Raw genomic sequence first — 21,315 nt, forward strand, 5'->3', positions numbered from 1 at the left:
CAAATTGTGAATAAGATGAAAATAAAAACGAAACTTACCTTTGGTGTAGGATCACTTTTTCTCATGATCTTTCTACTTGCCGCGCTAAGTGGTTGGTATGTAAACCGATTAAAAAAGGATACCGCAAATATACTGACAGCGAACTACAATACGCTGCTGTACGCCAAGAATATGTTATTGGCATTAGAGGAAATTCCTGTTGAAAAAGCTGCTTTTAACAATTTCCAGATCAATCTTGACAAACAACGGAAAAATGTTACCGAAGTCGGAGAGCAGCAAACAACAAACGCAATTGCCAAACATTTTTTAAAACTGAGAGATAAGCCCTTAGACGTTACTATTGTCTCGTCTATCAGAAAGGATATTGCCTTGTTAATGGAACAAAATATGACGGCAATTTCTCGGAAGAGTATTATTGCGGATCGCACCGCCGAACATGCAATTTTGGTCATTTCATTTGCCGGGGCACTCTGTTTTATCATTGCTTTTATATTGCTGGTTAATTTACCGTCCAATATAGCTGACCCCATTGCGAAATTGACAGCGAGTATTCGACAAATTGCAGGACAGAACTACAAAGAGCGTATTCAGGTACAGAGCGGAGGTGAGTTTGCGGAACTCGTCGCTTCATTTAATTCCATGGCAGAGAAACTTGAAGAATACGCTGAAAGTAAACTTGAAAAAATTTTAAAGGAAAAAAGACGAATAGAGTCTCTTGTTGATCATATGCATGATCCGGTGATAGGCTTCGACGAAGAGCGACGTGTCATTTTTGTCAACGAGGAAGCACTTCGCATCACAAATCTACATAAAGATCAACTTCTCGGAAGATCTGCTTTAGCGGTTTCAGATGAAAATGATCTTGCTAAGGATATTTTTAAGGATCTTTTTCTTCCTGTAGAAAAACGTGAAAAAAATGCGGTTAAAATTTATGCAGACGATAGAGAAAGCTATTTTGAAAAAGATGTTATCGATATCAATGTTTTGCCTACGGGTGAACTTGAACCAAAGTTTATCGGGCAGGTGGTTATCCTAAAGAATATTACGCCATTTAAGGAACTTGATCTTGCAAAAACAAACTTCATCGGTACTGTTTCGCACGAGTTCAAAACACCTATTGCGGCGATTCAGATGGGGGTCCAATTGTTGGAAAACGAGCAAATAGGTCATCTGAATACCGAGCAGCTTACATTGTTAAACGGAATAAAAGATGATTCTAACCGCCTGCTTCAAATAACCGGTGAACTGTTAAATATGACGCAGGTTGAAAGTGGTTCCATTCAAATTAACTTACATACGACGGAAATACAGCCAATTATTGAATATGCTATCATGGCAAATCAATTTGCTGCGAATCAAAAAAATATCCACTTTGTTATCGAGGTAGACCCCAATGTGAAAGCTGTATTTGCTGACAATGAGAAAACTGCCTGGGTTCTTACAAATTTTCTTTCCAATGCGATACGTTACTCCCATGAAGATTCGGTTATTCGTATAGTAGTGGAAAACAGCGAACTAAAAACAAAATTTATCGTTACCGACAGTGGGCAAGGGATCGAGCCGAAATATCTAGATAAAATATTTGCGCGTTACTTCCGTGTGCCAGGGTCCAAAAAAGGTGGAACAGGACTTGGTTTAAGTATTAGTAAAGAGTTTATAGAGGCGCAAGGTGGCGAAATTGGTGTTGAAAGTGATTATGGCGCAGGAAGTTCTTTCTATTTTTCATTGCGTACCGCAATTTCCGATAATTAATACCATATTAAACGATTCGTATCTGTTCATACAGCACATCATGACAATAGAACAAGGACGGATGGGAGGAGAAAAATTTTTGAGATTATAAGTGGCGCCGGCAAGCCACTTATAATCTCAAAAATCGATTAATGGTTGACTAAAGCCATAGCGCCTTCGCTGTATCGTGCTCCGATATTGGGGTATTTGTGGAGTATTTCATCTATTTTTTTTAAATCATCATGCGATAATTGTACATTAAGGGCACCAACATTTTCCTCCAGGTATTTTCTTTTTTTAGTTCCTGGAATAGGAATGATGTCATTTCCCTGTGCCAGCACCCAGGCTAAAGCGAGTTGTATTGGACTACAGTTTTTATCTTTTGCCAGTAGGGAGAAGTCGGCGACTAATTGTGCATTGTTCAATGCATGTTCACCTTGATTTCGAGGTAAGGTTCTTCTAAAGTCGTCCGAAGCAAGATCTTCTAAATTTAAAGAATTGGAAAATAATCCACGCGCTAGAGGCGCATAAGGAATTAAACTTATCCCCAATTGCCGTACGGTCTGTAAGATTTCTTTTTCTACATCACGTGTAAGGAGCGAATATTCGCTCTGTAAAGCAGCTATAGGGTGTACGGCATTTGCTTTAATGATTGATGCGGGAGATGCTTCGCTTAAACCCAAATACCTCACTTTTCCTTCTTTAACCAATTCTGCCATAGCGCCTACGGTCTCTTCGATAGGAATATTGGGATCTACGCGGTGTGCATAATAAAGATCTATGGTATCGATTCTAAGGCGTTTTAAACTTTTTTCTACCGCTAATTTTATCCATTCGGGCGAGCCATCGAAATAGGTGTTTGCAGTACCACTTGGACCTGCTATTTCATCTTTAAAGCGAAATCCAAATTTTGTTGCAATAAAAACTTTGTCACGGTTGGGAACAAGCACTTTTGAAATAAGTTCCTCATTGGCACCGTTGCCGTACATATCCGCGGTATCCCAAAAATTAATGCCGAGGTCCAATGCTCTTTCCAATGTCGCAATACTCTCTTTTTCGTCAGTAGGTCCGTATGCAAAGCTCATTCCCATACAGCCTAATCCAATCGCAGAGAGTTTTTCATTTGTTGTTCCAAGATTTCTATATTTCATAATGATTACATTTTGTTCAATACAAAAGTACATATGGAACAAACGAAGCGAGTTAAGACAATCAAACAGATTGTTATACAATTCAAACAGTACTGCTTCGGACTTGGTTTGGAGACATCCCGGTTTGCTTTTTGAAGAAATTGGTAAAATAGGATGGATATTCAAATCCCAGGCTGTAGGCAATATCCGATACATTCCAATTGGTATGCAACAACAAAGCTTTGGCTTCTTGGGCCACACGGTTTGCAATGTGTGTACTGGTGGTTTTGCCTGTGGTTTCTTTTACCGACCTATTGAGGTGATTGATATGAACCGAAAGTGCATGCGCATAATCTGCGGGGCTTTTCAATTGCAGGCTAAGTTGAAGGGTATTGATTGGAAATTGTCTTTCTAACAGCTCAAGAAATAGTCCCGATACCCTGGTCGAGGCATTGGTATAAGATCCAAAACTCGCTGCGGGACTCGATTTCATCGTTTCATGAATTAGAAGATGTAGATAACTTCGCAACATATCATCTTTATGAATATAGCTCGAGTTCATTTCAACCATCATCTTTTGGAAGATTGTAGAAATTTCTGCTAATTGTGTTTCATCCGGAAAATAAATCGGGTTGCTACCTATCTTGAACAGGGGAGAGTCTTTTAGACTTTCTATCCGTTCACTATGCTGTATAAATTCCTCTGTAAATACACAATACCATCCGGATTGTTCTGAGGATTCGGGTTCCCAAGCATATGGAACAACCGGATTCGCAAATAACATGGCAGGTCTATCGATTTGTATCCACTTATCTGCGTAATATAGTTTTCCACGCCCTATGATAAGGGAGGTTTTATAAAAATCGCGGCGATTGTACGGAGAGACGACAGTACAGGATTCCCTGCTGAAAACATTGAAATGCCCAATTCCCGTATTATTTAGCGGCAAATCCAAATTAGTTAAACCTGGTTGCCTTTTGTAAAAATCTGTTACACTTTCGGCTGATTTCATATTACTAAATTAAAAAAAGAGAAACAATCCTACGTCATAAACGGATCAGTTTCTCAAAAATGAATTCGAATATTTGGTTAGCCTATGGCATTTTTTTGAACTGTTTGTGATTTTGTTCCTATTTTTGAGGGTATCCAATAATTGATTTTTTATCACAAGGATATCCTTTACATGTTGCGACCATGATTAAAATTTATCATAATAAAAATTGTAGTAAGAGTTGTAATGCATTGGAGCTGCTACAGCATCAAGCTGTGGATATAGAAGTACAGGAGTACTTAAACGATGTTCCGACGAGAGGCCAATTGATTGAATTATTGGGTCAACTTGCTTTAAAACCTTTGGAACTTATCAGAAAAGGAGAATCGGTCTTTCAGGAAAAATTCCAAAATCTTCGCTTGACAGATGAGCAATGGATCGATGTGATGCTGGAGTATCCGATCTTGATTGAGCGCCCTATCGTTGTAAAGGACGGTGTAGCAGTAATTGGTCGGCCTATTGAAAAAGTTTTAGCACTTATTGGTGCTAAGTGACGATGCTGGCTTGATTGTTATATTTCTTGATTGTATGAAACATTTTTTGAATATATTGACAGCTTTGTTAGATATTTTTAAACTATTGCTCTGATCCAGCTAATACTTGTTTTTAGTGATCTAAACAGGTTATTATTTGAGCAAATTAAGTTTATTGATGTTATAGAGGCTATTTATGCTTACACTGACTTTATCAGGGTCTTGTTGGTGTATCCCATGGCTGTATCCTGGTAAAAGAATCAGTTCAAAATTATCGCTCGTTTATCAGCCTTGTTACATGCCCTTTAAGGGCATTGATTGACCGTGATCCAATGTCTTAAAATTAATAATCATTGCGTATAAATTCGTGAGAAGGGTCCTGTTCCCACAATATTGTTCTGCCTTTCGAAAGATTGTAAATTTTAGAATTAATTATTCAAATATCATGGGCATCTTGAGTAAATGTGATAAAAACCATACGATAGTTATCTCGTCTCAAAGGTCCCTGACCAAAGTATTATATTTTTCCCTAAAATGAGGTATCAAGGACCACTTGTTGAGAATTTTTCATTTTTTTCTTATCATTTTCAAGGGCAACAAAGGAAGATCAGATAGTAATCGGATTCTAACTTTTGACAGTGCTTATTCAGTGCTCGTTCAGTGCTTGTTCAGTGATCACTCAGTGTAGACTGAATGAACAATGATTGACTACTGTCTAAAAATTGATTCAAAAATGTTATTAGATATAATTTGGTATTAATGCATTTCAGTTTTACCCTTAATGTCTGTAACCTACTCCAGTAAATATGGCAATGATCAAAGGGGTGTTGAGGGGACTGAAGGGATTTTTTAAAAAACGTGGGGTGATAGCAGACCTACGGGGTTATACAGTCTCGTTGTATGTAATTGGCTAAAGTATTTGAAATTAACGATTGTATTGCTGTTTTCAAATATTGATTATTGAGCTACAAATATCGCCAAGTTTTGACCTAATATGGGTTCCAGATTTACCGGTTGAATAATTATGTGCAGATTTACGGTATTAAATGAAAACATGGAATATGTTTTTACGATTTTACAGATTTAAATACTTCATTAAATACTTTTAGTTTGAAAAGAGTCCTCGTTATCCTGTTCATTTTGCTGGTTTCATTTTTAATAGCAGCGTTTTTTATCAACGTCAATAAGAGGGAAACCTTGCTCTATAAGATACAGCAGTGGGTTACCTACGATACAGCAGATTGGGAAAATTATGAAAACAATAAACAGCTACTTGCCGCTGGGGCTACCGAAGTAACGACGACTGAAGTGGCAGCTGTAGAAGATGATCTATACCCGGTTGATACAAATCGCATATCGCCAGAATTTAGGGCTTTAGAAATCGAAAAAATTAGAAAGACAGATTTTGGACGATTAGTAATAGCGAAGTTACCACCGGATCATGAGGATGCACAAATTGCATTAATTCATCTCACGGATCGTAAATTGACCGATGTGATAATCAATCAGAAGATTAATATTAAAGTTGGAACTTGTTTTGAAAACCCAAAAACAGCAGGTAATTATCGTTGCGTGAGTTGTATGATTTTACTTTACAATCGAGAGAAGAAAAGTTGGGTGGAGGCTCCAAACGGTGAAAATTTCTTGAAAAATGCCTATGATTTTTACCAGGCGTCTGAAGGAGATATTTGGCAAGCACGCGACTTGTCCATGAGAATCCCTTATGATTATGCGCTAATAGCAAAATATAGTAAGTAAAATTTCTTTTAAGTAGTTAATATCAATACCGTTATGTTTAAATTTTTAAGAGAATTATTGAATGCGGCAAAGGATGGTGTGCATGAAGCCAAAGATGAGCTTACTTTGAAAGCTGAAGAAGAAAAAAGGGCGGAGAGTTTAGCAAATGATAACAAAATACTTCTGGATATTCCTTATGAAGAGCAGTTTGGTAATGCATTAGGAGCCGCATTTAGAGTCATTGTTTTTGGGGACTGGTTTACGGTATTCGGAAGTACGGGAGATGATGGAAATTATCCGATTCACTTATATCAATTTGGAAATTATCCCAAAATTGATCAATATAGAAGTGATTTTATCAAATTATTAAAAAGAGATTTTGGTATAACAGATACAGACAGCTGTCTTGAAATGTTGAGCTCATATTTTACGTTACTTGGAATAGAAAAGACAGGGACCGCATTGGAAGAAAAAAACGGCAAAATCGATACAGCCGTTTGGGATATCTCCAAAGTAGGGGTGAATGCTTTTGTTGTTGCTGTAGCAAGTCATATTACGACATCCGCAACGGACGTTGGATATCTATCAAAACCTGTGGCATTAGATGTTCTCAAAAAGTTGTCAGTATATGCGAAAAAGCATTTTAGTGATTGGTTGCTATTTTCCGATCATTTTCTGGAAGGAGAAGATCAAGTTGGGTTAAACAGTAAAATTGGGAAATCTTACTTGAAAAGGTATATTGGGTATCTTAAAGAAAAGAAAGGAAGTCCCTGGAATAATGTCGCATGGTGGAATGGTAATCATTCCGTCTGAGTGTTATCTCATGTGGCCTTCACGTCCACTACATTTTACGGCTTTGGATTTGCGCTATCAATTGGAACAACAAATCGCTCAGAAAGAACTCGGCGACCATAGCTATTTCGAAGGATTACATGCTATCGAGAAAGATGAAGGGGGAATTCCCCTGTTTTATCTGACTTGTGGAAGTTAATTTCTTTTTTGTGGAATAAATGAATTTTAAAGGCATTGTTTTGGTTATCAGTTATGTGTTGATCGTTGTCGTGTTGACAGAAGTTTATAAGAAAAATGTAGCTAAAAATTATTTATACGGTGTTAAAAAAAGCTATGAGATGAATGATCATTTTGAAACAGATAAATTAAGAAAACTGTCGTCACGACCCTTTCTATTTGGTATAGAAGATAATCTGTTAAGTGACGAAGATTATTTTTTTGATGAAAATTATTTCTACGCTGTCGGTCGAAAAGGTGGGGCGGGTAGATCCTTTAGGTTAGTGGATATCATTGAACTTCGTAGGACATCGACTCAAATTAATAATCACTATATCTGGCAAGTTGTCGTTCAATTGGATAGTAAGGGACAGTTCATTTTCAGTTTTACGCATAACTATTCCCTCTGGAATAGAAATTTCTATGTTTTTTATCAAAAAATACGGGAACTAAATCCACATGCAATTAAATCAAAATGGAGTTTGTGGACGATGTAACAAATTCAATTTCAACGTCTGGATGTATAGAAAAAGAAAAGTGGCTAAAACTGTAATCTAATTGCTTTTGTTATCCTAAGTAAAACGTTATGGGTAAATTACGATTATTGATCATGAATGTGTTGGTAGTTTTTCTGTATGGAGCTTGTCAATTACCTCAGCGCCCGCCACAGTCCAGTACAAATGAATCTAAGTACAAGGCACAGGAATTACCTTCTAACATAACCTTTTTTGGTGGTGGAAGATCTAAGGAAATGAATATGGTATCAGGGAAAACGGATACTATTTTCATTTCAGTCCATCAGGCGGATTCGGTTCTTATCAAAATAAAAACTCCCACGGATACAGCCAATGTACGAATTAGTCAGCTTTTTCTGCCCAATGGTTCGGCTGATGGTCCCTTTGGCCAAGAGCTTGCCTATAGATTTAAAGATGTTGGTCAATATCATATTACTGTGAATGAGAATAAAATGATAGGAAATCATTACTCAGGGCCTTATGTAGTACAAATTGTGCCAATAGTTCAATCTTTCTAGGCTACTCAACATCACCTGTGTACTTGATCGTATTATTCACGTAAAGCGCTGATTTTTTTGCATCATATTTATAGTTATCCTTTTGGTAAATGTCGTTTTCGACTTTATCCAGGATAATGGTTTTTTTACTGTCATCAGGTAAAAATAATTCTAGCTTTGATTTATCCTCGCTAAGGACAACAAAGGCACTAATGACAGCTTTTCCTTCTTCTTTCTCCGTTGGATTTAGGCGTAAGCCAACATTGAAGACCTGAATACATCCTTGTTTGATCTCGCTCCAAGTTTGTCCTGCCGCGACTAAACAACCGTGCTCATCCTTGCTGCCGCCGACCGACGGAGTTGCTTCCTTACTTTGGCCAGCTGTTTCTTTGGATTCGCTGTTCTTGGGAGCATTGTTACAGGCTGTAAAAGTAACAAGGCTCATGACTATAAATGCTAGTTTTCTCATTTGAATCGGTTTTTATATATTTCATGATATTCACACAATAAATATACCACAGTCGTCTGTTTATTCTTTAATCGACCTTTTACGATGGGCTTTCATCCTTTCCTTAGCTATAAGGTGCAGCTCCGCGGTATCGCAGAAAAATGTGTGTAGCGTACGTCAATATTGTCATAGGACAAGTCGAATTTCTGTATAGTTTATTAATATTGTGGTGCCGCGCAATGTGATCTTTTGTATCAGAACATTGGACGGAATGATTTTAAACCAATGTAGATAGACAAAAGTATTCTTATCATTTAAAACATCCTATGAAACATAAAGATCATCCTGTCAAAAATTTGGTTTCGGTTATTTTAGTTGAAAAGCAGCTAGCCGATGTTTGGAAATACTGGAATGATGCTGATGCAATTATGCAATGGAATATTCCATTTGACGATTGGCACTGTCCTGCTGTTCATATTGACTTTAGGGCGGGCGGGATGTTTAATTTTAGAATGGAACAAAAAAATAGTCGGGAGGGATTTGATTATGTAGGAGTATACGATGAGATTATTTGGATGGAGTATATTGAAAGTACCAGTGGAGGTAGAAAGTGTATTGTTGAATTTCAGGCGATTGATAACAATACGATTATCCGTGAAACTTTCGAACCTGATACATTTACACCTTTGGACCTACAACAGTCTTTTACCGATGGGGTCTTGCTAAGTTTTAAAAAATTTATAGAAAACAAATCGTTGTAGAAGCGTGTTGCTACTGACAGAAATATAGACTTTATAGAATAAATTATGTGTGAAATAGAATCGAAAAGCGGTTATGCACCTGCTAATGGAATAAAACTTTACTACGAAATATTCGGCACAGGAAGGCCTTTAGTATTGATTCATGGCGGAGGTTCCTCTGGATTCTCTGATTTTGAAGAGACAATAAAAAGATTGCATGACCAGTACCAGTTGATTGTGATAGACCTGCAAAATCATGGAAGATCCGAACACAGAACCACTCCCGAAACCTTCGAGCAGGATGCGAAAGATATTTCGGCTGTTCTTGACTTCTTTTCTATCGCAAAAGCATCATTTTTTGGTTTTAGTAATGGAGCGACAACACTTTTGAAATTTGCGACGATGTATCCGGACAAGGTGGAAAAGCTGATTGCAGCATCGGGAAATACCAAAAGAGAGGGACTTTTAGATGGTTTTTTTGAAAGTATGGAAGCTTCAACGATTAACGATATACCACCTTTTCTCAAAGAGAACTTTATGAAGCTGAATCCAGATCCGGAGAAATTTCGAAATATGTATGAAAAAGATAGCCAGCGCATGATAAACTTTAAAGACTTCGAAACGGAATCCTTAAGCCTTTTGACCTGCCCGGTATTTTTGATAGGGGGAGACCAAGATGTTGTAAAAACGACACATCTAGCTGCCATGCAACAGCAGATTCCTCATGCTCGACTGCTTATTTTACCGGCTAATCATGGGAACTATATGATGGCTGATTTTAATGGCGATGTCAATGACCAACTGATCGATTTTACACTAGAACAAATACAGCATTTTTTGGCACCCAATTGATACCTGTTCAATCGAATAAGTTCGCGCCAAAAGTTTATCTATAATTACGCATATTACGTTCCATCTTACGTATGCGCTGTTCGTTTTTTCCGTCAACACGAGATGCAACCGCCCAAATGGCTGCGGGTATCCAACCCAGTATGGTCATCTGTAGGATCAAACAGAGAATGCCACTTAGAATCTTACCGCGTAAGAAAAACGATAACCAAGGAAGTAAGACTGCTATTAATATCATAAATAATAGGGTTATAAACATTAAAATACAAAAGTACGGTATTCACCATTAAAAATCGCGAATAATATCAACTAAGGCAAATTAAGTTATTTTTGTTTTATTGTAATGTGTTGATAATTAATGTATAGTAGTTTTGTGTTGGTAGAATAGGTAAATGTTAAGAAAACTTAAAATATGCCTTCCGACAGATGAATTTTAAAATTTTAAGGAGGTGTGGCACCAATGTTGATGTTCCCCTGTCGAATATTTTAGATGCAGATTACATAGAATAAATGACGGAAAACATGGGAAACAACAATAGTATTATTGAAAATTTAGACAGCAAATATCGTGGATATCTAGAGGATGAGGGAAAATGGCTCAATGATGGATTTAAGAATATTTTCATCGATGGGGAACCAAGTAAAGCAAATCTGAAAACCTCGGTTTATCTTATGTTACCCCAAGAGATCAGAGAATATGTTGATCAATTGTTACTCAACGATTGATTATAAAATTATAGGAATAAGTAATTCAAAGTAAAAGTTTACTAGAATCAGTTTTTTCTGATTTTAGTAAACTTTACTTGTTTAAACAGGGGAGGGTAGACCATATCTCCATTAAATACCATATTCTTTCACGGTTTGGCAAATTTGCTCTTTTTGTTTTCGGCTTAATACGTTCAACATGGTAAGGATTTCTTTACCTTGAAAAGTCTCAAGCTCAAGTCTAGGACCCAACCAATTGCTTTCAATAATACGGATATTAACAATTTGAATGTAGGGCACGAATACCAGCGCATCCAAATCTGCTAAAGCCCACATACTCACGGTCTTCTTTTTAATCCGTTTAAAATACAATCCTTTTTTATCTGTTCGGGCTCGGATGATCTTCCTGCTGCTCTTTAGAAGAAGGCAGCCGCCGATAATAAAAGATAAATGGAGTAACAGCATAAATAATGAGACTAAAAAGCGAAATACATCTTTAAAGTCAAGTACCATGGCACTGAAATTCTCTTTAAATGAATCATTCGGATGAAAACCGATGAAACATGTAGAGATCCCCATTAAAATCAAGATATTACTGATGATAATGGATCGCCAATTGGGTAGGTAATAATTAATAAAGGTTTCACTGTCTGTGGCTGCTAATTTTCTCCTTTTCATATCTAAATATAGGGACCTTATAAATTGACTGTACAGAAGACTTACAATTCGTTCAGAAGCATTTATAATTCGACAACTATTGTTATAAAGGTATGAAGTCTGTTTTTGAAATTATTATGAACTTGTTTATTGGTCGCATCGAAATCTGTGTTACGGAAGATTGGACCACTGTACATCTGCTATCTGGATGAGGTCGATACGAAAGAGTTGCGATACATTTGCACTATAAATCAAACTATTTAATGAAATGAATTATAACATTAGAAAGGCAAGTCTTGAGGATCTTGATCAAGCAGCAGCGTTATTCAATCTTTATCGGATTTTCTACAGACAGGAATCGGATTTGGAAAAAGCCAAAGAATTTTTGAGGGACCGATTTTTGTGCGGAGAGTCAGAAATCTTTTTGGCAATTCAGGGCGAACAAGCTGTTGGTTTTGTTCAGCTTTATAAATTGTTTCATTATACTAAATTGCAGCGACAGTGGTTGTTGAGTGATCTATTTGTGCATCCTGATCACCGGAGTAAAGGTCTTTCGGTTCGGCTTATAGATCGTAGTAAAGTCTGGTGTGACGAGACTGGAGCTTGTGGTCTGATGCTTGAGACCGAGAAAACAAATGTTATCGGTAATAGTCTTTATCCGAGGTGTGGATTTGAATACGACGGCATGCATAACTATTATCATTGGTGGCGATAACCTTAACTGGATCGTCAGGGCACTTCTGCGTCTGGCGATCCAGTTGGCAACTGAGATTAATTAGACGGCAAATTGTGTCAAATGATGATCCAGGTGTTTATAAAACATGTTGTTCCACTCCCAGCTTTTAAGCTTGCCGAAAGAATGGGACTCCTTCCCATCAAAATAGTTTTCGCCCAATTCCAGCGTTTTTTTAATGTAATCGATTAACCTACGTTGCTCGATCTCGAAATCACGTCTGGATGTTACCAGAAACTCTGTAGCAGTAGGGTTATTTCTCTTATAAGGTTTTTCATTGACCACCAGATTCTTTACAAACCATTTTAGTAGTAGTTTCTTTAATCCAGTAGGCTTAGGATGCTTGTCTTCATAGATTAATTCATAGGTCACATTGCAGTGGGCTAACATTTGATCGACAGTCATTTTACCCCATTGGGCACTGCTGTCTGGATTAAGATTTTGAATCCGTGCTATCACTTCATCACTCACTGTTTTGTCAAAAATATTTTTCATAATTTAAATGCTAATTGGTTTTCAGGTTGCTGGAACTTTGATTGGGGATGATAACGTACGAAATAATATTCTATATTAATTGAAGTATAATATCACATTTAAAGGCTCATCTTTTACAGTTACTTTCTTTTCGGTAGGCCCATTTTTATTGCTGTACCTCAAGGTATAAGACTGATTTTTTTTCACGATAAATGTTAAATAGTCATTTGCATCCTGCAGTTTATTTGCGGTCGAACCACCGCCAATTTGATCATTTCCTTGAAAGATATCCACATTGCATTTTGTTCTGCCTTCCGGTTGACATTGATCGTTACTGAGATACATGGTTACGTTTAGACGGGTGTAAGATTTGTCGTTCAATTGTTGGCTATATTGCTGATTGAATAGATCAATATAGCGCTGGGAAACATTATCTGCATATACTTCTGTTTCGCTCCATGCTGGGAATGAGGTAGCTGCCGGTTTGTAGGAAGCCGCATAAATGGAATGTTCCTTGCTATTCGGATCGGCTTTCCCTGCGTCGGCCAAAAACCAGCTGTAATTTAGGTCTTTGTCCGGATAATATTCAGTAAAATACCATTTACCATTAATCCATACCTCGACCCAACTGTGGTTACCACGATTGTCATGCCAGTTTGGTGTACCTGCAATCCGGGCCGGTATACCTACTGATCGCAATGCATCGATCAGTAAAATGGATAATCCGGTACAAGATGCCATCCCTTGGCTTATCGATTCAGATGGATTTTGATCTGCTTTTTTTCGTTGGGTATTGTAATCGACTTTTACTTCATCTCTGATATTCTTATTTATGGCTACAATGGCATCTTTCATCGTTTTGCTATTTGTTACATATTTTGAGAAACGATCGTAGAAATCACCACGCCAGTCGTCTAGATCTTCAGAAAATACACGATAGGGCAATACCTCATTTAGAAAAATAGAATCTGGAATTTCCTTAGCCCAGGAAAATGTTGATCTTGCCTGGTAAGCCTTTTCAATATTATGGATAAGATGATCACTCTTAATCGTCGTCAAATCATTCTTAGGCATATAAGCTATGAGAAAAGCCGCGCCTTCACGCATTTCTTTGGGCAGTTTCTCTAGTACTTTTTCCAATTCATTACGATTCGTGCCGGCAGCTTTTAGTGCATTTTTGACTGGTTTTTGATACTGACTTGGTAAAGAGGAAAGCTTGAAATCTTGTGCAGATGCTTTGAAAAAAATGGCTGTAGATAAACAGCAGAAAACTAAAGAAAATACCTTTTTAAACATAATATACGCTTGCTTGTTCTTTATCTATTTAAATTAACACAATTTGTATATTTCAAACATAGATAAATTGATTTTTATATGCAAAAATACGATTTATAGTCTGACTCGTAACTTAGAAGCCCAATTTACATAATTTCTTCTTTGACAGCCCGTGAGCCTCTGTTCTAGCCCGATAGCTACCTGCATTGGGACAGAGCCGTATCACAGTCCCTGTGAATCCGAGATGAATCCGACATTCTCTTGGAGTGACAGCCCTTTATTAAGGTGGACTCAACGTGGACTCAATGCGAACGAAGTACGACGATGTACTTTTGGATTGCGCTGCACTTCTAAAAAGTCAAAAGGTATTAATCCCGCACAATTTCATTTGCAAATGAATACAAATTTATTTTAGTTTGAAGATCTTTACGTCGAAGTAAAGATCATAACCCAAAAAATAATTTGAATGACAATTCCGATGAAGCCGTTTCATTTTCTATATTATAGTGTATGCTGTCTGATCCTTTTATCTGGTATGCTGTATTCCTGTCAATCGCAAAATCCGGATCGGGTGATACTTGAAAAATTGGATAGGACCTTTAATGCATCCAAATTTTATGGCCCCAAAATAAAAAGGAGTGAAGAGTTGATGCATGCGGACGTTAAAAGTATGGATAAGAAAGAGTTGAAAGAAGTCTTTGAAACCGCCATATTTAAAAAGGATACGCTTGCTATTTTTAATTCAGAAGGGAGTCTGCCAACGTTATTTTATATCGAGTCTACCGCAGCTTGGGGAACACGGAAATTAAAGCCAGTTAAAGATTTCGGTTATCGTTATACAACTGTTTCATACAATGAAGAAAAGGATACCATAGCGATATTAAACGGAGTTTCTTTTCCAGCCTTGACTGTGGCAGAGGATAAAAATGGTGAATTTGCTTATCTATATGCAATGAAGACTTCAAAAAATAAGGATGATTTTCAAAATATTTACAACTATCTACAGAAGACGTTTACAAAATTGAAGCTTCAAGATGATGCGGGAAGTGGTATAAAAGGTTGGGAAAATAAAGACTTTTACTATTTTTTACATAAAAAAAATAGAAGGGAAGAACAGATTTTTTCGTTTGGAGAAGATGAAGACGACAAGCCGACGACTACAGACATCACCGATATCCGTTTGGAAATTTATTCTAAAATTTACATCCAAAATATGCAAAAAGAGCAGGTTTACTTACCGGATTATATTCCCATTATCAAATGACAGATGTAGATAATTGGTAACCGTCAAACTTGTTACAAACCTGCATAAGCGAATTTGTTTATATTTACTTCCTTGTAAAAAAATCAATCAAATCGTTTTATTTTTATGTCAGATACTCAAATACCGACTTCCGCTTATGCAGATACCAAACCACACTATGCTGTACTTGATGGGTTACGTGGGGTCGCAGCTATTACCGTGGTTTGCTTTCATATTTTTGAAGCCTTTGCAACAAGCCATTTAGATCAGCGAATTAATCATGGTTATTTGGCGGTCGACTTTTTCTTTATGCTTTCAGGGTTTGTTGTGGGCTATGCTTATGATGATCGCTGGAAGACGATGACAACAAAAGAATTTATCAAACGAAGAATAATACGTTTACATCCGATGGTTGTTATGGGAGCGATCATTGGAGCGGTTATGTTCTATTTTCAGGGTTGTTCTGTTTGGGATGTGACCAAAGTGACATTTTCTTCGCTGGCAATCGCGACCCTATTGAATGCCTTGTTAATTCCTGCGATTCCGGGGCATGAGGTGAGAGGGCTTGGGGAGATGTTTCCATTAAATGGACCAAGCTGGTCGTTGTTTTTTGAATACATCGGTAATATCCTGTATGCATTGGTCATTCGAAGATTTTCGACCAAAGCGTTAGCCGGACTCGTTATTTTATTCGGAATAGGTTTGGCTGCATTTGCGATATTGGGACCCTTGGGAGATATCTGTGCCGGTTTTTCACTCACAGGAACAGAATTTACGGCAGGTTCACTTCGACTTTTATTTTCTTTTACAGCGGGTCTATTTCTATCGAGGATATTTAAATCTTTACAGATCAAGGGAGCATTTTGGATTTGTAGTTTAATCTTAGTGCCACTTTTGGCCATGCCACGCATTGGTGGGGCCGAGCATTTATGGATGAATGGTCTGTACGACACGTTATGTTGTGCTGTTGTTTTCCCTTTGCTTGTTATTTTAGGAGCATCTGGCAAGGGAGAAAGCGGTATTACAAGTTGGCTTTGCAAGTTTTTAGGCGATATATCCTATCCTTTATATATGGTACATTATCCCTTTATTTATCTATACTATGCTTGGGTCAAGAATGAAAATCTGAGTTTTGAAGAATCTCTGCCTGGAGCAGCAGCTGTTGTGATCGGAAGTATTGTGCTTGCATACGGCTGTTTGAAGTTATACGATATACCCGTACGGCGATATTTGTCAAAACGATTGCTAAGATCAAAAGGGAAATAGCAGCCGGCAAACTAATCCTATATTTATTATAAAATAAAAAAAACACCAATTTATGGTGTTTTTTTTATGCATATTACGTAGAGCAGTGACCTGTACATAGAGAAAATATCTTGTCATGTTAAATAACGCTTGAATGTCAGTCTTTTTCAAAAAAAACGTTGTTATATTTCGACGAATAAAATACCAAATAGAAGCCTAAAGGACTTCGGTACACCGTTGGATCTGACGCAAGAATATGATGAGTGGGAGAGTCCATCCACAACTTTAAGCGTGCGGATTCATAAGGACTAACTGTTTCGATCTTGCCCTTGTAAACTTTGGATACTTTACCTGCACTTACGACGTTGAAATAAATCGAATCGTTATCCTTTATGACAAAATTGTACCTATCGTATTGCCAGTCAGTTTGTTTTCCTGGGAATATGTCACGTTTTATATGATAAGTCCCATAATAATCTTCTTTTTTTAAGATTTTTGGGCTAGCGATCCATTGAAAAAGTTGAGACAAAGAAAAAAGTAGAATTGCGCCACCGATGAGAGATAAAATTGCGTAACCAAAGAAGCGTCTTTCTGTGAAAATTCCGCATAACATTAAAATTACCAGCAGTGGTAGAAAAATAAAAACAATGAAAAAATTGGCCCCAAATCCCATTTTATAAATTGTTGTGGCTTCGAAGAAAACCAAATGGATTTTCTTTTACTCCTCTTATAGAAACCTACTTTCTAAATTGAAAGTTTTAACTAAAGTAGCCCCATAGCTACCAAATCCAACACAGTATGCCTTCTATTGTCCAATTTATTCTTGACACATGCTTCAAGGATTTTTTTGACACCATTTGAATAAGAATCATGTCCGAGGACCTTGGTCTCAATTTTAATTTCATCATTTTTATCTTTGATCACAATCTGATGGTAGGCATGCTTTTCTAAGTAGGCAACGGGAATATTGATTTTATAAGCCTGCGTTTTCGCATCGCGAATAGAGACAACACGCTCATGAGCGACCTGTAAAGAGTTGGCGATATGATAAGCTGTACCTGGTTCAGTATTCTTGGAGGCCTGATGAGACTCTATAATAGATATTTCATAGTCTTTGAAATTATGTCCAAATTGTTGAAGCATATGGAGCGTTTTTAGCAAAAGTATGGAGGTATTCGGGCAAATGACAAGTGGAAAAGCAGTCTCGAGCTTTTCGGTCTCTAGGCCCGTCGACAGTTCAATTAATACTGAACCCGTACGTGCGCAAAAATCAAGACAATCTTGTAACTCCCGGCCCGATCCGGCATGTATAACAATAGATGGAGATGTCGTTGTAATGGATGGTTGCCAAGGTGAAATTTCTACATTGGGAATGGAATAATCTGCTTCCAGTATTGCGTTTGCCAGTTTTCCTGATCCTACTACAAAGGCTTTTTTTGTATTCATATTGCTTGTTTTATCAAAATATCCGCTATCCTTTTGACCATGAGTCGATAAAATGATGCCGGATGAATTTGTAATGAAGTAAAGGTTGTGCTTGAGCTAGGTAAGTTACAAAAATAGACGGTAAAATTTAGTCTTTGCTATTATGGAATTATTCTTTTTTCACGCATTTCGTCAAAGAGCTGATAAAACATTTGTTCAGTATCGATAAATTCATGGAAACCGAGCCGTCTTGCCTTTGTGCCATCGGCAAAAAAATCATAATCCCAAGAAAAGACAAAGTCGCCAAAAGGCCAAGCTGAAACCTGCGCATAGTTATAGCTTAATGCATGCTCTTCTTTTAATTTTTGCCATACAGGCTCCTTATCTGCCATCATTGTTTCGAGCGATAGCGGGATCGGGTCAGCACTTTGCATACCAAAATAGGCCGCTAATTTAGGCCATAGCTCCTTCCAGCGGAAGAGATCTCCATTGTTAATGTTGAAGGCTTGATTGGTCGCTTGTGGATTGGTCGAGGCCCATACCGTTGCTTTGGCTAATAGTGTTGAATCGGTCATTTCCATCAACGTCTGAAAAGCGCCAATTTTTCCTGGAAACCGAAGCGGAATACCGAGTTCTTTTGAGATAGAAGCATATACAGCAATGAGCAACGCTAGATTCATCGGATTATTGGGAGCCGTTCCACCAACAACTGAGGGACGGATCGCTGACCAAGTCCATTTCTTACCTTTTTGCAGTTGTTCGAGGTATTGCTGTTGGCTGGTATTGAATTCAGGCGGCATATGTCCGGCATCTGATTCTTTGGCCGGTGTCTTGAAAGGGCCCAAATGAGCACCGTATACTTTATACCCCTGCATTAAGCTGATGTGTTGAAGATTACTTGCTATTGGTTCCACCACAGTCAAAACATTGCTTAGCATTCTCATATTGGGCTCTACCAGCTCAGCCCAGGTCGGTCTATCCTGATATGCAACATAGTAAATATGAGTAACTGCATCCAAGTTGCCTAGTTTTTTGATACAATCGGCTATATCTAATAAATCTACAGCGATAAAACGAATCTTATTCCGATCGGCATTTGTTCGTCGTGATAAACCTATAATTTCCCATTCTTCCGTTTTTTCAAGGTAGTCTATGAGATTGTTGCCTATGACGCCATTGGCGCCCACAACTAAAGCGGTGTTTTTACTAGTCTTCATCTTTTTCTATTATTTATAAAGCCAAAGTTAGTTAGAAGCCTAGTGGGGTTTAATGTAAAAATCCAACATAATTATGTATATTTCTGAAATGAAACGTTATCGTCAGTTTGAACCGGTGCTTATTTCAGGATTTAAGATGCTCGAATGGAACCATCCCGAACACAATCACAATCATTACGAGTTTATTTTTATTCGGGAGGGTGTCGGACGACATATCGTTAATGGACATTCATTTCCATACGAGGCTGGAACGATCTTTCTACTTGGGCCAGATGATCAGCATTATTTTGAAATCGAACAACTCACACATTTTGTTTATCTTAAATTTACCGACGCCTACCTTGGTCGTGACACTTCGGGTGCTACGCCCGCAATACAACAGCTGGAATATATCATAAAAAGTAGAGAAACTCATCAGATGGGGTTTCAATTAGCGGGGGAAGATAAGCTGGTGATAGAACAGATCTTTGATATACTCCTTTTATTTAAGAAAGATCAAATCGGAAATCAGGAGCTTATTTGGTTGCAATTATTCAGCATTACACATGTTCTGCAGCGAAATATGCCTGAATTGCGTAGTAGTAGTAGTAAAAGTCGTGATCTGCAGGCTATGTTTTGCTATATTCATAAAAATATTTACGATCCCAACTGTCTGCGGATACAAATGATGGCGGAGCACTTTAATATTGCCAACGATTATCTTGGTATTTACTTTAAACGTCAGGCAGGGATTACCTTACGGGACTATATTCAAAACTACCGCAGTACCTTGATACGTCAACGAATAGCAGTAGGAAGAGTTACCTTAAAGGAAATTGCTGCTGAATTTGGGCTGACCGATGTAAGTCACCTGACTAAGATTATACATAAAACGTAGCCCATTTCCATCGAAAAGCATTGAAATCAAATTTAATCTATAATATTTATCCCGTAGAAGATAAAAATGCAATAAAAATATGGAGAAACGGTATGAACCTCTTACCACCTAACCCTACAGAAATGAATAAAATTGAACCTGTGGAGCAAATTCTATTGCTGGATTAGGAAAATGGCGCCTATAACGCCTTGCAAAAAAATTTGGCTTGGGGAGTTGATTTTTCGACATTTTTTGTAGATTTGTCGAGTAATGACAGGTCAACAGGAAAATATTAAAGAGGAAATTATCTTATCATCCATGAAAGTGTTTGAAACATATGGATTTGCAAGGGTTTCTATGCAGGATATTTCAAAAGCTTGTGGAAAGGGTCGGAGCACGTTATATTACTATTTTACCAGTAAAATGGATGTCTTTGATGCGATTGCGGAGTATCTATGTCAGCAAGTGTTTGAGGTCGCGAGTAGAACTTATAACAGGGATTCTTCACTGGAAGATAATTTAGTTGGTTTTTTACAAGCAAAACTACGTCAGATTAATTTAATTACGAAACGTTTTCATCTCGCATTCGAAGATATGAAATCCGATCCAGCCTTGATGGTTTCGAAAACACGTTATATGCTGGACGACGAGATTAAGTTGATTCGTGAAATGATTGAATTAGCCGTTGGTAAAAAAGAAATTCAGGCCTTAGACGAAAAGGATATCCTGTTTTTATCCGAAATGTTAGTGACAACATCACGTTGTTTTGAGCAGGAAGTTTTACTTTTTGATCGTTTTCCAGATTTTGAAGCTAGGCTTTCCTGGTTGACAAGTATATGTGTTAAGGGACTACGCTAGCAATTCGGAGTGTAGCGCGAAGTAATTATTGTGAACAGTAAGGATGTAGATTTATTGTTCTTTTTTTTGAAACTGGTTTCGACAAAAATACAAAATATGTCTATTTTGATTGATCGATTCTTTTTATACAGACAATAAACAGGATTACAACTATGGTGTTAAATGCGAAAGTAGGAAAGTCGGTAGATAGCTTTGCATCAGAAAGATGCGTTTTGGTCATGGTGGAGACAGAGGAAACGATCCGTCCTGAAATGATGGGGGTGTTGGATCCAGATATTGACTGTTATTTACTGATACATAACGATGTGGAGCGCTTGGATAGCCTAGCTCTTGCATTGGAAAATGAAAATAAAAAGGTTCGACTAGCCCGTGATTTTGAGGAACTGAAACAGATGCGTTTTTTGAACCACCAATTACAACAAATTGCCGTTAAAATTTTGAAATAATC

General features: G+C 37.5%; 26 protein-coding genes. 16 read left to right on the forward strand and 10 right to left on the reverse strand.

Features of this window, described 5'->3' with window-relative positions; genetic code table 11:
• The first annotated feature begins 15 nt into the window (after positions 1 to 15).
• Positions 16 to 1,752, forward strand: a complete 1,737-nt coding sequence (locus A9970_RS25245) for an ATP-binding protein (protein ID WP_182984129.1) — start codon at positions 16 to 18, stop codon at positions 1,750 to 1,752.
• A 128-nt stretch (positions 1,753 to 1,880) separates the two neighbouring features.
• Here A9970_RS25245 and A9970_RS25250 read toward each other — a convergent pair whose 3' ends face one another.
• Both A9970_RS25250 and A9970_RS25255 read right to left on the reverse strand, forming a co-directional pair.
• Complete coding sequence (locus A9970_RS25250) at positions 1,881 to 2,882, reverse strand: aldo/keto reductase (protein WP_182984130.1); 1,002 nt, start codon at positions 2,880 to 2,882, stop codon at positions 1,881 to 1,883.
• 82 nt (positions 2,883 to 2,964) lie between these two features.
• Positions 2,965 to 3,873, reverse strand: coding sequence for an AraC family transcriptional regulator (locus A9970_RS25255; RefSeq protein WP_153846701.1), 909 nt, complete (start codon positions 3,871 to 3,873; stop codon positions 2,965 to 2,967).
• 182 nt (positions 3,874 to 4,055) lie between these two features.
• Between A9970_RS25255 and arsC the strand changes: the two genes are divergently transcribed.
• The 6 genes from arsC (at position 4,056) to A9970_RS25285 (ending at position 8,163) form a co-directional block, all read left to right on the forward strand.
• Entirely contained in the window at positions 4,056 to 4,406 is a 351-nt protein-coding gene (arsC, locus tag A9970_RS25260) for an arsenate reductase (glutaredoxin) (RefSeq protein ID WP_182984131.1), read from the forward strand.
• Positions 4,407 to 5,495: 1,089 nt separating this feature from the next.
• Positions 5,496 to 6,143, forward strand: a complete 648-nt coding sequence (locus tag A9970_RS25265) for a hypothetical protein (protein WP_182984132.1) — start codon at positions 5,496 to 5,498, stop codon at positions 6,141 to 6,143.
• Between the two features lie 33 nt (positions 6,144 to 6,176).
• Positions 6,177 to 6,935, forward strand: a complete 759-nt coding sequence (locus A9970_RS25270) for a DUF1266 domain-containing protein (RefSeq protein ID WP_182984133.1) — start codon at positions 6,177 to 6,179, stop codon at positions 6,933 to 6,935.
• A gap of 10 nt (positions 6,936 to 6,945) precedes the next feature.
• Positions 6,946 to 7,113 (forward strand): hypothetical protein, encoded by a 168-nt coding sequence (locus A9970_RS25275; protein WP_182984134.1) that lies wholly within the window; start codon positions 6,946 to 6,948, stop codon positions 7,111 to 7,113.
• Between the two features lie 19 nt (positions 7,114 to 7,132).
• The gene (locus tag A9970_RS25280) at positions 7,133 to 7,627 is read left to right on the forward strand and encodes a hypothetical protein (RefSeq protein WP_182984135.1); all 495 of its coding nucleotides are present in this window, start codon (positions 7,133 to 7,135) and stop codon (positions 7,625 to 7,627) included.
• Positions 7,628 to 7,716: 89 nt separating this feature from the next.
• The gene (locus A9970_RS25285) at positions 7,717 to 8,163 is read left to right on the forward strand and encodes a hypothetical protein (RefSeq protein WP_182984136.1); all 447 of its coding nucleotides are present in this window, start codon (positions 7,717 to 7,719) and stop codon (positions 8,161 to 8,163) included.
• Position 8,164: 1 nt separating this feature from the next.
• Here the strand turns inward: A9970_RS25285 and A9970_RS25290 are convergent, their stop codons facing one another.
• Entirely contained in the window at positions 8,165 to 8,611 is a 447-nt protein-coding gene (locus tag A9970_RS25290) for a hypothetical protein (protein WP_182984137.1), read from the reverse strand.
• Positions 8,612 to 8,916: 305 nt separating this feature from the next.
• Here A9970_RS25290 and A9970_RS25295 point away from each other — a divergent pair, with 305 nt between their 5' ends.
• A complete protein-coding gene (locus A9970_RS25295; RefSeq protein ID WP_182984138.1) occupies positions 8,917 to 9,351 on the forward strand; it encodes an SRPBCC domain-containing protein in 435 nt (144 codons plus the stop codon).
• 45 nt (positions 9,352 to 9,396) lie between these two features.
• The gene (locus tag A9970_RS25300) at positions 9,397 to 10,182 is read left to right on the forward strand and encodes an alpha/beta fold hydrolase (RefSeq protein ID WP_182984139.1); all 786 of its coding nucleotides are present in this window, start codon (positions 9,397 to 9,399) and stop codon (positions 10,180 to 10,182) included.
• 34 nt (positions 10,183 to 10,216) lie between these two features.
• Here A9970_RS25300 and A9970_RS25305 read toward each other — a convergent pair whose 3' ends face one another.
• On the reverse strand, positions 10,217 to 10,417 hold the full coding sequence (locus A9970_RS25305; RefSeq protein WP_075994862.1) for a YqaE/Pmp3 family membrane protein: 201 nt from the start codon (positions 10,415 to 10,417) through the stop codon (positions 10,217 to 10,219).
• 284 nt (positions 10,418 to 10,701) lie between these two features.
• On the opposite strand from A9970_RS25305, the gene A9970_RS25310 reads away from it, so the two are divergent.
• Complete coding sequence (locus A9970_RS25310) at positions 10,702 to 10,905, forward strand: hypothetical protein (RefSeq protein WP_182984140.1); 204 nt, start codon at positions 10,702 to 10,704, stop codon at positions 10,903 to 10,905.
• Positions 10,906 to 11,016: 111 nt separating this feature from the next.
• Here A9970_RS25310 and A9970_RS25315 read toward each other — a convergent pair whose 3' ends face one another.
• Positions 11,017 to 11,562, reverse strand: coding sequence for a hypothetical protein (locus A9970_RS25315; RefSeq protein WP_182984141.1), 546 nt, complete (start codon positions 11,560 to 11,562; stop codon positions 11,017 to 11,019).
• Between the two features lie 247 nt (positions 11,563 to 11,809).
• On the opposite strand from A9970_RS25315, the gene A9970_RS25320 reads away from it, so the two are divergent.
• Positions 11,810 to 12,256 (forward strand): GNAT family N-acetyltransferase, encoded by a 447-nt coding sequence (locus A9970_RS25320; protein ID WP_182984142.1) that lies wholly within the window; start codon positions 11,810 to 11,812, stop codon positions 12,254 to 12,256.
• A 60-nt stretch (positions 12,257 to 12,316) separates the two neighbouring features.
• Here the strand turns inward: A9970_RS25320 and A9970_RS25325 are convergent, their stop codons facing one another.
• Positions 12,317 to 12,769 (reverse strand): DUF1569 domain-containing protein, encoded by a 453-nt coding sequence (locus tag A9970_RS25325; protein WP_182984143.1) that lies wholly within the window; start codon positions 12,767 to 12,769, stop codon positions 12,317 to 12,319.
• A 75-nt stretch (positions 12,770 to 12,844) separates the two neighbouring features.
• Entirely contained in the window at positions 12,845 to 14,044 is a 1,200-nt protein-coding gene (locus A9970_RS25330; protein ID WP_182984144.1) for a transglutaminase family protein, read from the reverse strand.
• 445 nt (positions 14,045 to 14,489) lie between these two features.
• Here A9970_RS25330 and A9970_RS25335 point away from each other — a divergent pair, with 445 nt between their 5' ends.
• Together A9970_RS25335 and A9970_RS25340 are read left to right on the forward strand one after the other, a co-directional pair.
• Positions 14,490 to 15,287, forward strand: a complete 798-nt coding sequence (locus A9970_RS25335) for a hypothetical protein (protein ID WP_182984145.1) — start codon at positions 14,490 to 14,492, stop codon at positions 15,285 to 15,287.
• A gap of 105 nt (positions 15,288 to 15,392) precedes the next feature.
• Positions 15,393 to 16,532 (forward strand): acyltransferase, encoded by a 1,140-nt coding sequence (locus A9970_RS25340; RefSeq protein WP_182984146.1) that lies wholly within the window; start codon positions 15,393 to 15,395, stop codon positions 16,530 to 16,532.
• A gap of 136 nt (positions 16,533 to 16,668) precedes the next feature.
• Here the strand turns inward: A9970_RS25340 and A9970_RS25345 are convergent, their stop codons facing one another.
• The 3 genes from A9970_RS25345 to A9970_RS25355 form a co-directional block, all read right to left on the reverse strand.
• Positions 16,669 to 17,124 carry a hypothetical protein gene (locus A9970_RS25345; protein ID WP_220801693.1) on the reverse strand — a complete coding sequence of 152 codons (456 nt, stop codon included), beginning with the start codon at positions 17,122 to 17,124 and terminating at the stop codon, positions 16,669 to 16,671.
• Between the two features lie 149 nt (positions 17,125 to 17,273).
• A complete protein-coding gene (locus A9970_RS25350) occupies positions 17,274 to 17,957 on the reverse strand; it encodes a dihydrodipicolinate reductase C-terminal domain-containing protein (RefSeq protein WP_159730851.1) in 684 nt (227 codons plus the stop codon).
• Between the two features lie 140 nt (positions 17,958 to 18,097).
• Entirely contained in the window at positions 18,098 to 19,153 is a 1,056-nt protein-coding gene (locus A9970_RS25355) for an SDR family oxidoreductase (RefSeq protein ID WP_182984148.1), read from the reverse strand.
• Positions 19,154 to 19,226: 73 nt separating this feature from the next.
• Here A9970_RS25355 and A9970_RS25360 point away from each other — a divergent pair, with 73 nt between their 5' ends.
• The 3 genes from A9970_RS25360 (at position 19,227) to A9970_RS25370 (ending at position 21,313) form a co-directional block, all read left to right on the forward strand.
• A complete protein-coding gene (locus A9970_RS25360) occupies positions 19,227 to 20,030 on the forward strand; it encodes a helix-turn-helix transcriptional regulator (protein ID WP_182984149.1) in 804 nt (267 codons plus the stop codon).
• A 249-nt stretch (positions 20,031 to 20,279) separates the two neighbouring features.
• The gene (locus A9970_RS25365) at positions 20,280 to 20,867 is read left to right on the forward strand and encodes a TetR/AcrR family transcriptional regulator (RefSeq protein WP_182984150.1); all 588 of its coding nucleotides are present in this window, start codon (positions 20,280 to 20,282) and stop codon (positions 20,865 to 20,867) included.
• Positions 20,868 to 21,019: 152 nt separating this feature from the next.
• Positions 21,020 to 21,313 carry a hypothetical protein gene (locus tag A9970_RS25370; protein ID WP_153846723.1) on the forward strand — a complete coding sequence of 98 codons (294 nt, stop codon included), beginning with the start codon at positions 21,020 to 21,022 and terminating at the stop codon, positions 21,311 to 21,313.
• The last annotated feature ends 2 nt before the right edge of the window (positions 21,314 to 21,315 follow it).

The organism is Sphingobacterium sp. UME9 (genome assembly GCF_014170215.1).
Classification (GTDB): Bacteria; Bacteroidota; Bacteroidia; order Sphingobacteriales; family Sphingobacteriaceae; genus Sphingobacterium; species Sphingobacterium paramultivorum.